This window comes from Flavobacterium sp. B330r, from assembly GCF_056824325.1.
In genome coordinates this window covers 2,906,868-2,920,394 of record NZ_CP124860.1, presented here as the reverse complement: position 1 = coordinate 2,920,394, position 13,527 = coordinate 2,906,868, and the positions used below count along the sequence as shown (strand labels likewise).

Genomic DNA, 13,527 nt, shown 5'->3' with positions numbered 1-13,527 from the left:
AACTCCTCCAGTTACAAGCAAATTTGGTTCGAGTCCCGTTAAGTTAAACCTCCAATTACAATTGATTTTTTCGTAAAGCAAAAGTCATAAATAATCAACTTAGTCACAACCTTTTCCGAATTTCAAGCATATGTACTTATGAAGAACAATTTATTCGTCAAAAACACTTTTTTTATTGTTAATTTGATGAATTCAATTTCTTTATTTTAGAGAGAATAAAGAAATTCTGAAAAATTAAAATAAGAGATAAAAATATAAAATACTGATTTTTAAACAATTAACCCAAAGTCAATTCAATAATTCCAAACTATGAGACAGTTGTTTGCCTTTTTTTATTCCAATTATTAAGTTTTTGCGCTCAACAAAAAATAAACATGGCATAAAAATTTATCTGGAACATGCAAAAACAGCAAAAAAATTCTTCTCTCTCCAACCTTTTTAGATTTTAACGCATCCATATAATAAAGAGAGCCTAAAAAACCACAATACATACCACAACATGAATAAATATTACTTCTTAGTATTATCAATTATATTGATTTCAAATTTAAGCTGTGCACAAACTCCAGATTCTTTTTCTATAATAGATCCTGTTGTAGATACTACTTTAGTAATAAATCCTAATGCTGGTTTTGAGGCTCCGCTTTATATCAAAAATAAAAACTATATTGTTTTTCAAAAGAATACCAGTGAAAGAAAAATTCTAAAAGATGCAGATGTTGAATCTTTTAGATTTCCAAGATTCAATAAATATGGTCTTTTTGCTTTAGACAAAAATGGCGTTTATTATAATGGAGATTTTATAGCAATTGATACAACAGGTTTTAAAATTATTGCCGAAATCAGGAATACAGATTACCTTGTTCGCCCGGATTTAGTGTGGAAAACAAAGTATAAACTTTTTAAAAACAATATCGAAATCAAGGAAGATATTGATGTCGAAAGTTTCATATCGACCGATTTTTCAACACTTTATTTTAAAGACAAAAATCATCTTTATTATAATTTTAAAAAAATAAAAAACGCTGATGTAAATTCAATTTCAGAAACTTTTAACACCGTCATGTATGATAAAAATTATATTTATATTGATGGTGAGATTGGGTTGCATAACGGAGATACTCTTCGGCCTGTAAATCATTATTTAATGAAAACTTCAACCGACGTATTAATATTAGGAGGCAGGTCAGTTGTTCCAAATATTGATGCAAAAACTATTCGACCATTGTCTAAACATTATTCTATAGATAAGAATTTTGTGTATTATGATGGCAAAAAAACGGCACTAATAGCCAAAAATCCAGAAAATATTAAAGTTTGGGATCAGGTAAACAGCCGTTATATTTCTGATGGTAAAATGGTGTATGCGGGCGCAAATTTTCCATTTACTTCAGTTGACGCTAAAACTTTTGGAATGATTCCATCTTCAGATTGGTACTTTGACAAAAATGGAATTTATGGACAAGAATGGAACGAAAAAGAAGGAAAATCTGAACTTAAAAAATTTCCTTTTGTATACACACGAAAAGTTACATCCAAAAATACTTTTCATGGTTATTATTATTTAATCTATGAAAATCAGGTTTACGATTTTTATGAGAAGAAAATGTATAAAAATCTTTCTCCAGCGCAAATCAATGCCGCAAAAAATGCTAAAACAGATATCCTCAATTCAACACAAACTAATCATTATGAATATCAATTGTATAAAGCGAATAACAAAATATACATTAATAGTAAAGAAACCACTGCAGATGCTGAAACGTTTGAAAGAATTCTGAATTATTACAAAGACAAAAATAACGTTTACATTTATTATGGCGGTCAAAAACTTATTCCCATAAAAGGTATTGATGCACAAAGCGTTAAGACATTCTACAATTTTCTAGCCGACAAAGATTATATCTATCGGGGCATTAATAAAATAATTAAAAATAAGAATGTCGAAATATTAGCCATTATGACTGGCTACAGACTTGGTTGTGGTTCAGATACAACTCCGGCATCTGATTATTATCTTCTTAAAAATGATGAAGGATATTGGCTAGCTCTAATTTCAAATGTTGTTAAGATTAAATATTTAGGCAATGAACCCATTGAAGGGACAGGAAATATTGGCACTCTATATACTGGTCCGGCAATAATCACGCCCGGAACTATAGACGAAAACAAAATTTATAATACAGCAGAACTCGATGTATTGCCCGATTATAATGGTGGAATGGCTGCAAAAGTGAAATTTATAGATAAAAACTTTAAAGCACCAAAAGATGACGGAGAAATACTTCAGGGAAAAGTTTATTTGTCTTTTATAATAGAAAAAGACGGCACAATTACGAATCAAAAAGTATTAAGAGATTATGGTTATGGTTCCGGTCCAGAAGCTTTGAGAGTTTTGAATAAAATGCCAAAATGGATTCCAGGACAGATAAAAGGAAAAACGGTTCGATGTCTTTATTCTACTGTTTTCCTTATTCATAAATAAATTATAATCAGAGATTATTATCCCTTTTTATGCTTGAAAAATCATATTCTGTTTTTCCATTTTTTATAAAAGAAATATTTATGAAAAGAATACTATTCATTATTTTGTTTTGTTGCGCGCCACTTAATTTGTTTTCACAAACAATAACAGGATATACCTTAATTCCTGATGCTGATTTTGAAAAGTGCCTGATAGATATGGGATATGATTCTGGTAAACCTGACGGAAAAGTATTAACGACTGTAATTTCTAAAGTAAAATCACTAAATATTTCAGAAAAAAGCATTTCAGATTTAACTGGAATACAAGATTTTGAAGCATTAGATGATTTAACCTGTTTCGGAAATAAATTAACAAAACTGGACCTCAGCAAAAATACCGTCTTAACCTTTTTATCCTGCAGCAATAACAAACTAAAATCATTGAATATAACAAAAAACACTATTCTAACTCACTTGTTGTGTTATGATAATCAATTGAAAGCTTTAGATGTAACGCAAAATGCAAAATTAAATCAGTTAGATTGTTCCAACAACAAATTAGCAACTTTAGACCTGAGTAAAAACACTGTCTTACACTATTTAATGTGTTCCAAAAATCAGTTAACCTCTTTAAACTTGAATAAAAATAGCACTTTAGAGTATTTACAATGCTCTAATAATGAATTGGCTTTTCTGAATTTAAGCCAAAATTCAAATTTGATTACTTTGGAATGCAATAATAATAAATTAACCCAATTGAATTTAACTCAAAATATTAATCTAGGCTCTATACAATGTCAGGAAAATCAATTGACAGCTATAAGTTTTTCAAAAAATAATAGCCTTACTGAAATTAACTGTTCCAATAATCAATTGACTGCATTGGATCTTAGCACTAACAAAGCTTTGACTGGTTTGGAATGCAGTAAGAATCAGCTAAAAACATTGGATTTATCAAACAGTCTTTCTTTAAAAGGTTTTGATTGTTCTAAAAATCAATTAACTGATTTGAATATTAAAAATTGTCCTCTTATAAGTTATATGTTTACTGAGGAAAATCCTGATCTAAAATGTATTAGTGCAGATTTTGATGGAACACCTTATCATGTCAATGATGTTTCAGACTTTTCAAAATGCAAAATAATATGCGCAGAAATCGAACCTGGATACACGGTGATTCCAGATCTTAATTTTGAGAAAGCTCTTATTGCACTAAAATATGATTCTGGTGAACCAGACGGAAGAGTCTTTACAGCAAATATTGCCTCGATTACAGATTTGGACGTTTCCAATAGACAAATCCAAGACTTGAAAGGTTTGGAAGATTTTGTCGCTTTAAAAACATTAGATTGCTCTAGAAATAGCATTGAAAATCTAGACATTACCGAATATAAAGCTTTAACAAAACTAATTTGTACTAAAAACCTAATAACTTCCTTAATTGTAAACAAAAATAAAAATTTAACTGCGCTTTACTGTCAGGAAAATTATCTTAATACTTTAGATATTTCGGGAAATAAGGTGCTAAAAGAACTAGATTGTGAATCTAATAGTATCGATTTAGATGTTTCGAATAATAAAGCACTGACTTTATTAAATTGTCAGCGCAATCACATGACTTCTTTAGATGTTAGCCAAAATAAAGCGTTGATTACTTTGAATTGTGATTACAACAACTTAAAATCTTTGAAATTGTCTAAAAATAAATTGCTAACCAATTTAAATTGTGATGGCAATAAATTAACAACTTTAGAACTTTCAGAAAATAAAGTACTGACTACCTTATATTGTAACAATAACTTATTAACTGACTTAAGTGTTACTAAAAACACTTCATTAATCGAATTGGGCTGTCATGCGAATCAAATAACAAACCTCGATTTATCTAAAAATTTACATTTAGACTATATTGATTGTCAATCTAACGAAATAGCAGATTTAGATGTTTCTAAAAATATTGCTTTGACAATTTTACGGTGTGACAATAATAAATTAACAGCTTTGAATTTATCTAAAAATATAATTTTAGATGAGTTGTTTTGCAGTAATAATCTCTTATCTGTTTTAGACACAAACCTGAACCCAAAATTAGAAAAAATTGCTTGTGCAAATAATCGATTGACAAACCTTGATACTTCTAAAAATAAAGACTTAAAAATGTTGTATTGTAATGAGAATAAATTAAAAGCATTGGATATAAGTCTAAACAAAGTACTGAATAATTTTAGCTGTGTATCGAATCAACTAACGACTTTGGATGTCTCTAAAAATACAGTTTTATGGTATTTAAATTGTAGTTCAAATAAACTAACTAATTTGGATCCGAGTAAAAATACTCTTTTAATGCATTTTGAATGCAACTCTAATCTATTGAAAACTTTAGATATCACTAAAAACACAGCTTTAAAAGAATTTCGTTGTCAACAAAATAAACTTGAAAATTTAGATCTGTCTCACAATCTGCAATTAATGAGAGTTTCATGTGAAGAAAACAAGATCAAAACTTTGGATTTATCCAAAAACACAGCATTGCTTGATTTAATTTGTTCTTCGAATGAATTGACTTCTCTTAATCTCAAAAACGGAAATAATAGCACAATATCTTATGTTTCTGCTCTTAAAAATGATAACCTCAAATGCATTCAGGTTGATAACGTAGATTTCCCTTCTTCCCGATGGTTTAAAGATTCTGGCGTTAATTTTTCTACATCATGTCAATAGAACAGAAATTATACTATTGAATATTCTTATGCTAGGAATTTGACACCATAAAGTAATCAGAATGAATTAAAACCTTTAAAAAACAATTAAAAGTCAAGATCTAAAATAGAAAAATGAGATTTGATAAAACCTATATATTAAATTCATAACTCGATGATTGAAATAGATTTATCCTTTTCAAATCCTCATGAAAACGGTTCGAGAATTGTCCCGTTAGGGCTACTAAGTAAAAAGCTTCAGAGAAATCTGGAGCTTTTTTTGTTTGTCTTAAATTTACTGAAAATTTGATTCGGATGTATGACTAAGTCAGAGGCATTTGCACAGCTTTCCATAAGTACATTTCTTACAGTATAGTAGTTTTTACAAGTCAACGTTGTAATAAAGATCTGCAATAGAGTTATCTAAAGTGTCAATATAAAATCCAGAATTCATATTATAATAATCGTAAATTATGTATGACCCTTCCAACCTGCCATCATTATTATAATGAAAGCCTACACTTTCTACCCTTAATCCATCATACCATTCATCATCAGCCTTACCATAGTCTAAACGACCAATACGACTCAAAATATCTTTATAATTATCATTATAATAATCAATTAACTCTTTATGAAAATTATTTATCCAAGAAAAATGTGAATTTATTTTTTCAATTATATTAATTATGCTACTTCCCTTTTCTGCACTAAATTCTACTTCATCATGCAACACTTTTTTATTTAACAATATTATATCATTGGGGCTTGGTTTTATATTTATTATAATGAAATATTTATCTTCATTAATTACAAAGTCGCTTCTTAATAATTGTTGTAACGTATTTCTTCTTTTAGCCATTCTTAAATCTCTAAATTCAACTAATTCAAAACGCCCCAATTCAAATAAATCTTCAACTTTATTTAATAGTTGTTTCCATTTGTTTAAATCATCTAATTGGTTTGAAGATTTATAGAATTTCACAAATTTTCTACATTTCCACTTCAAACCTAATTCATAATAAATCCGAGCTAGTAAATAATTTTGATCTTCATCTTTATTTGATTCTTCAAGTTCGTACATAATATCAAAGAGAGACTCGGCACTCTTTGTAGAAGTGTAAAGACTTTCTTTCTGATCTTTTCTAAAATTTCTTACCGCTGTGATATATCTCTCGTATATATTCATAAAACCTCTTCCAACTTATTTATATGTGTGAAAAAACCATTCGAATTTTATTAAATATATCTGGCAAATTCAAATATTATTTATTTTCAAATATATAATTTTCTCACTGCAAAATATAATAAGGACTTTAAATTTAATTAATGCTTTTTGACATTTATATGAGTTGCTATGCAAACAAATAGAAAAGAAAAATTAAGATGCGTATTCTATAATATTGTAATAATCCAAGATAATCTGGTTAGATAATTGAATGCTTCCGCTACTAACAAAAAAAGCTTCAAATTTCTCTGAAGCTTTTTTTTGTTTTTACTCTTTTCCTGATTCTCTTTATGGGCAAATCTGCGGTATCGTTGTCTACACATCGGAGCGATCGGATTTTTATTTCGTCCGTTTTGCTTCTATCTTCTTTCCATTCTGTAATAAAAACAAATTTGAAATTTCTCCTTTTTCGTTCTTTTCAAACTGAATTTGCGCATCTACTACTTTGTAGAAAAATAACATTTCATTTTCTACAAATATCGGGAACACATTTTGTCCTGTCAATTGTGAAAAAAGTTGGTCTTTATCTAATGAAATTTTGATTTCAAAATCTTTTTCAACTTCATAAGTCCCAACAAACTTTTGAAGTTCTTCAGTAGTAATACTAATTTCTTTTCTGATTTTTTGCACTGGCAATGGTTTATTATATAGAATACTTCTAATTGCCTTAGAAGGAATTGAAACGTTGTTGTGATTTTGAAGTATTATTATTGTTTTATCATTTGTAATATGTCTATCGATAAAAGTTACATAACCTGGCCAACCCCCATCATGGTTTGCAATTTTTCCAAAATCAGCATTGTTTTCAATTCCCCAACCAAAACCATAATTTCTTTTAGCTCCGTCTTTCAAAGTTGCTAATTCAAAAATTGATTTCATTCCCTCTTTTGTGAGTAATTTATTGGTGTATAATGCTCTATCCCAAATCAATAAATCCTTTACAGTTGAATTAACTGTTCCGTCTCCAACAATACCATCAAGCCAAATAACCATTTTAGTTTCTTCCAAATCGTCTGGTAAAACATATTTTTTCAAACTATCTGAGTAAACATAACCAAAAGCATAATTGTCAATTTTCTTTGGCGATAATCTACGATTGTACGCAAAGGTATTTTTCATTTTCAACGGTTGGAAAATAGCCTTGTTTAGATAGTCAGCGTATGTCATACCCGATGCTTTCTCAATTATTGATGCCAATAGTGCATAGCCCGTATTGCTATATTCCCATTTAGTATTTGGCTCAAATAGTATTTTTGGTTGATGTTTACTAAATATATTAATTATGTCTTTGTTAGTGGCAATTTTAGATTTGTCAAATAAACTATCCATAAGCTGCATGTAGTCTGGCAGACCTCCGGTATGATTCAATAAGTTTTTTACCGTTACTCCTTTATAAAAAGAAAGTTCGGGTAAGTATTTTGTGATGTCATCGTCCAAATTCAACTTCCCTTTTTCTTTAAGTATCATTATCCCCATAGCTGTAAACTGCTTTGAACAAGATGCCAATTCAAAAATCGAATTTTCGTTCAATTTTTCTTTTGTTGTTTCATTTGCAAGTCCAAAACTATGGCTATAAATAACTTTCCCTTTTTCTGCAATTAGAACATTTCCATTGATTTTCTCTTTTGAATAAAGAGAATTGAGTAAACTGTCGATTTTTTGAATTCGATCTTGTCCAAATGTAAGATGTGCAACTAAAAGAAGTCCGATTGTAATTGTTAATTTCATTTTTTTATTTCTGGTTAATTAATGCAGGTAAGATGGCTCGCAAAATTGCCACCAACTTATTTATATGTGTGACAAAACCATAAAAAGCCATCCAAATTTGGGTAGCTATATGTGATAAATCTCATACATTATTTATCTTTCAAATATATAATTTTTCGAATACAAACTTTAGATAAACAATCGAAATTCACATTAATGTTAACACGAAAAGTATTCAAAAAATAAAAATGCCTTTTTAATGTTTACGAAATAAAAATCCTATTTTTGGAAACAAAGAAAGAATGACATTTCTACCCAATTCACGTTAGAAAAGTCGAAAATCTTCAAACTTTTAACAAATTAACCAGAGAATTAAACCATACCTTACGACAATGAAATATTTAACCGCTATTTTATTTTTCACATTATTTGCCTGTAACAGTGTTCATAAAACTAATAAACAAATTGTTGAAAATGCGATTACAAATAACGCGGCTAAGTTATTAGAGGACAAAAGATTTCATTCTGTTTCCATTACAGTGTTTAAAGATGGAGAAGCCACAATAAAACATTTTGGTGAATTAACGATCGGAGAAGGAAACAAACCAAACGATTCTACACTTTACGAATTGGCTTCGGTAACTAAAACTTTTACAGGTTATGTAACTGCTAAAGCTATACTTGATAAAAAAATAAATTTAGAGGATGATATTAGAATTTATCTTGATGAACCTTATCCTAATTTAGAATTTAAAGGCGAACCTATAAAAATCAAACACCTTATTACACATACAAGTGGTTTTCCTAATTTCCCTATAAAAAGCGAAAATAAAAAGGCTTTTTTTGAAGGACTAAAACTAATCAAAATTGAAACGATACCTGGAGAAGTATATTCCTATTCCAATACTGCTCCCGAGTTGACAGCATACATACTTGAAAAAGTGTATCAAAAGCCTTATGAGGAATTGGTAATTGAATTTATTTTGAAACCAAATAAAATGAACCAAACCAAGTTTACACTAACTGAAAATGATAAAACAAGATTGGTAAAAGGCTATAATGATAAAAAAGAGTTAATGCCTAACTTCACTAGAACTTTATGGGGCGGAATTTCGGGATTGCATTCTACGCCTACGGATTTAGTAAAATATATGAAATTGCAACTAGACAAGTCAAATCCTATTGTAAATGAATCGCATAGAAAATTATACAAAGAAGGTTCTGATTTTTGGGAAGGATATCATTGGTACATCATAGAAAATGAAAAAGAATTAATTTATAGACATCACGGAGGTATATACGGAATGCAGAATTGGTTTGTAATTTATCCTAAACAAAGCATAGGGATATCCATAATTACAAATACAAGCTTTAATGAAACAGGAGAAATTTTAGAAAATGTAGTCAATAAATTGTATGATGATATAAAAAAATAAACCAAAAAACGGGACAACTTACTTTATAATTACCAATGTTATTTTAAATGCTTTTAAGCTTTAATAATAACTTATAGCCATTTAATTCAGCCAATATTCCAATTTCTTTTCTGAGTAATAAGGTCCGTAAGAAATTTGAACTTCTCTTTTTCCTGCTTTTGGAATCAAAAATGAGATTTTTATTTTTCCAGTTCTATTTTCAATCAAGGTTAATATTTTTACATAATTTTCGAGTATAATTCCTTCTTTTTGAGCCATTTTAATTATTTTCCTTGATTTCCTCATTGTCCTTTTAGTAGGCGAACAACCAAAAACTACTTTGTACTTTCTTGGTCCAATAGAGTCCAAAGCTTTTTTATTGAGAACAGGTTTTATAAAATCTTCATAATCGTTGAAACTTACTCCAATTTCTTTAGCATCATTTACGTAAGAGTATATATGATTATTATCGAAAAGAAAATCTTCATAAATTCCATATTTGCTTTCCAAAAAATTATATCCCTCAACTATTAAAATTGTTGAACTTGTTGTATCAATTCGTTTTTGAGTTTGGTAATCTTCTCTTTTTGAAATTAATAATTTAAAACACTCGATTTGTTCTGGCTCTAATTCGTTTTGTATTGAGTCTAAAGTTTTAATTGTAACTTCATTCCAATTGCCTTTCTTTTGTGCAAAAGATAGAATAGAGATCAATAATATCAATCTTGTAATGATTTTTCTCATATGACTTAACATTTATATGATCTGCTCTACAGAATGTTCTCAAATTAAAGGAATAATTACAAGTATCACATCTTCAAATCCTACAACATTCTGTCTGTATTTATAAACTAATATTTCCATTTGCCTACTTAACTATTTTATGAGGATTATTAGGCAAAAAAATACCTCGGTTTAGCAGTTTTTATTTGTCTTTTGCGATTCTAAATCCAAATCCATCGTTCGTGTATCTTTGGGAGATTGGTATCTCACTTCCGGCATATGAATTCCGTATTCTAATGGTTTTCCATCTGCACTTTGGGTTTCGTAAAACCAACTTACACCTTTCGAGATTTTATATGATCCTTCTCCTTCCGGTGGTCCTTGAGGATTGTGTTTGCTTACTAAACTATCCTTCTCGGGGTTATACCAATCAGAAACCCATTCCCCGACATTACCAGTCATATCATAAATTACTAGTTCATTCGGTTTAAGAAGTCCCACTTTATGAAAAATACTATCTGAGTTTTCTTTTACCCAACCAATCTCAATTGGATTATTACTGCCGCTATATTTGTAGTTTTTAGTTTTCTTTCCACCTTTAGCAGCATACTCCCACTCTGCTTCTGTTGGTAATCTTCCTCCTGCCCATTTTGCATAATCATTTGCTTCATCCCATGTGGCAAGCATCGGATTTTCGTCTATCCATTTATAATATACTTTTACTCCATGTGCATTTTCTGTAGGTGCGTCTGGCATTTTTCTTCCCGTTTTTTCACAAAACTCCCTAAACTGTTTAACCGTTATTTCATATGTACTTATATAAAAATCATCGAGTTCAACCATTCGGTGCGGACTCGTAAAACCATTTATGGTGTCTCCTTTAGGGCTAATGACGATTTGGTTTTTGCCTTGTTCAAAAGTGCCACCCTCTACGAAAATCCAGTCAAGATTGTCGTCTTTACAGGAAGTAAATACCAAAAGGCCAAGAAAGATTATAAGTAATTGTGTTTTCATAAGGTTTGCTTAAAATTACTGTCACTATATCTGACAACTACACAAATCTATCCAAATTTGTATAATTCGACGATACTTTAAAGAAACAAAATTCCTTGCGACAAAGACAAAATCTCTTAAAAAAATCCTAAACTTTTTTGCCTTTTCCAAATAAAACTTTTCCAATAAACCTCCATGTCGCCCTAGACAAAAGTATCTTATAATTCTTTCTTAATTTTAGTTAATCATTTCTTAATCTGCTAAGAAAACAATTTGCATTACTATAAATTCGTTCTGTCATTTAATATGAAATTAGCTATATTTTAAAAAATAGCATCATTAAAATTACATTCCAAAAACAAAACTTAAAAACAACTAAATACCAAAACGTGATTTATACCACACTTTTAAATATTGCGGTTTTTCAGGGAATAGTTTTAGGCTTTATTATTTTAAAGTCTTCCATTTTCAATAGTAATTCAAATAAATATCTAGCAGGTTTGCTTTTTACACTTTCCATTATTTTACTGAATCATGTTTTTGAGGTTGAAGATGCATTTACTCCATATCCTTTCCTTCGCTTTATTGATCATATCGAATGGACATTTCTAATAGCTGCTTTTATATTCCTTTTTATTATAAATCGAATTGACGATAGTATAAAAAGCAAGCAAAAATCGTATTTGTGTTTTATTCCCTTTGCCTATACCGCTATCCTTAATATTGCGTGCGATCTGGATCGTGTTGCTGGACTTTATACTATTCCTGAATCGGGTTCTGGTTTACTCAAAATACTGGGTCTGATTCATCTTGTGTTAGCCATTACATTCATGCCTTTTTTGCTGTGTTACTCTTATTTTATGCTAAGACATTTAAAAGATCCACAAGAAAAAAATTGGATCTTTATCCTATTAACAATTGTTTCTTCATCATTATTCGCTTTTCTTATTATTGCCCTAGCCAACAAGATTTTTCCATTTGACCTTTCTGCAACGATGAGCATCTTGGCTTTTTTTGCCACATTCATAATTCATTGGACTGCTTATATTGGCATTTATAAATACAAGCTGGCCAAAGACCACGAAGCGGTTTACAATTTTTTAAACAGAGATTTAGCCATTTCGCCCGCCAATCTTCAAATTATAGAAAATGACACTCGAGAAGAATATAGTGAATCTATCACGGCAGAAAATCTTTACTTTCAAGAACTAGAACTTCTTTGCAAAGAGCAGCACATTTATACTGACAGTACACTAAACAGAGAAAAAGTTGCCGAAAAATTAGGTATAAGCCCAGGATATGTTTCTCTAATTGTAAACACAATAACAGAAGATAACTTTGCCAACTACATCAACAAATATCGGGTTGAAGCGGTTAAGGAAATGATTTCAAATTCTGAATATGAAAACTATAATTTGCTTGCAATGGGTTTAGAATCTGGCTTTACTTCCAAAACAACTTTTTATAAAGCTTTTAAAAAACTTACTGGCCAAACACCAAATGAGTATAAAAATAACCTCAAATAAGTACCATTTTATACATTTTTGAGTTTTTGAAACCTTTTCTAATTTTTCTTATGCCAATTTTGGCTTCAAATAATTCAAATCAATTTTTATGAAAAAAATTTTATTGCTAGCTGTTTTTACAGTTTTAGGATTTGCAAATGTTAATGCCCAAGAAATTAAATTTGGAGCTAAAGCAGGTTTAAACTTTTCAACTGTTAATGGAAGTAACACCAACAACATTGATTATGTAACATCATATCATTTTGGTGTTGTATCGGAAATTCCAATTTCTGATAAATTTTCCTTCCAGCCTGAAATAATGTATTCGCGTCAAGGATATAGCTTCAATAATGATGTTGTTGCTATGAATTATTTGAACATTCCTTTAATGGGAAAATATTACGTAACAAAAGGATTAAGTCTTGAAGCCGGACCGCAAATAGGTTTTTTACTTTCTGCGAAAAATGAAGGCGTGAAAGTAACAAACTCATTTACTACTTTTGATTTTGGCGCTAATTTTGGCGTAGGCTATAAATTAGAAAACGGACTTAATTTTGGTGCTAGATATAACTTGGGAATAACTAAAGTTGATACTGACAATAGAAATGGAGTATTTCAAGTATCTGTTGGTTACTTCTTTTTCTAAAGTTTAATACTCTCATCGCTTTTACACTTGGAACTCCTTAGAAAAAGAAGATCATAATAACCGATGAGTATAGATTTTAATTAAAGCTTCAGAGAAATCTGGAGCTTTTTTTATAAATATACTTTATTTATATAAAACCCGTTAT

General features: G+C 29.6%; 9 protein-coding genes. 5 read left to right on the top strand and 4 right to left on the bottom strand.

Annotated features, from left to right (window positions below; all coding sequences use genetic code 11):
* Positions 1-499: 499 nt before the first annotated feature.
* Complete coding sequence (locus QLQ95_RS13140; protein ID WP_482500241.1) at positions 500-2,485, top strand: DKNYY domain-containing protein; 1,986 nt, start codon at positions 500-502, stop codon at positions 2,483-2,485.
* Positions 2,486-2,565: 80 nt separating this feature from the next.
* A complete protein-coding gene (locus QLQ95_RS13135) occupies positions 2,566-5,187 on the top strand; it encodes a hypothetical protein (protein ID WP_482500240.1) in 2,622 nt (873 codons plus the stop codon).
* A gap of 360 nt (positions 5,188-5,547) precedes the next feature.
* On the opposite strand, the gene QLQ95_RS13130 is transcribed toward QLQ95_RS13135, so the two are convergent.
* Entirely contained in the window at positions 5,548-6,354 is an 807-nt protein-coding gene (locus QLQ95_RS13130) for a hypothetical protein (RefSeq protein ID WP_482500239.1), read from the bottom strand.
* Positions 6,355-6,732: 378 nt separating this feature from the next.
* Positions 6,733-8,121, bottom strand: a complete 1,389-nt coding sequence (locus tag QLQ95_RS13125; RefSeq protein WP_482500238.1) for a serine hydrolase — start codon at positions 8,119-8,121, stop codon at positions 6,733-6,735.
* A gap of 371 nt (positions 8,122-8,492) precedes the next feature.
* Between QLQ95_RS13125 and QLQ95_RS13120 the strand changes: the two genes are divergently transcribed.
* Positions 8,493-9,536, top strand: coding sequence for a serine hydrolase domain-containing protein (locus tag QLQ95_RS13120; RefSeq protein ID WP_428238048.1), 1,044 nt, complete (start codon positions 8,493-8,495; stop codon positions 9,534-9,536).
* Positions 9,537-9,617: 81 nt separating this feature from the next.
* Here QLQ95_RS13120 and QLQ95_RS13115 read toward each other — a convergent pair whose 3' ends face one another.
* Both QLQ95_RS13115 and QLQ95_RS13110 read right to left on the bottom strand, forming a co-directional pair.
* Positions 9,618-10,259, bottom strand: a complete 642-nt coding sequence (locus tag QLQ95_RS13115; RefSeq protein WP_482500237.1) for a hypothetical protein — start codon at positions 10,257-10,259, stop codon at positions 9,618-9,620.
* A gap of 171 nt (positions 10,260-10,430) precedes the next feature.
* A complete protein-coding gene (locus tag QLQ95_RS13110; RefSeq protein WP_482500236.1) occupies positions 10,431-11,252 on the bottom strand; it encodes a formylglycine-generating enzyme family protein in 822 nt (273 codons plus the stop codon).
* 368 nt (positions 11,253-11,620) lie between these two features.
* On the opposite strand from QLQ95_RS13110, the gene QLQ95_RS13105 reads away from it, so the two are divergent.
* Both QLQ95_RS13105 and QLQ95_RS13100 read left to right on the top strand, forming a co-directional pair.
* Positions 11,621-12,757 (top strand): helix-turn-helix domain-containing protein, encoded by a 1,137-nt coding sequence (locus tag QLQ95_RS13105; protein WP_482500235.1) that lies wholly within the window; start codon positions 11,621-11,623, stop codon positions 12,755-12,757.
* An 88-nt stretch (positions 12,758-12,845) separates the two neighbouring features.
* Positions 12,846-13,382: a porin family protein gene (locus QLQ95_RS13100; protein WP_095928694.1), complete on the top strand. Its 537-nt coding sequence runs from the start codon at positions 12,846-12,848 to the stop codon at positions 13,380-13,382.
* The last annotated feature ends 145 nt before the right edge of the window (positions 13,383-13,527 follow it).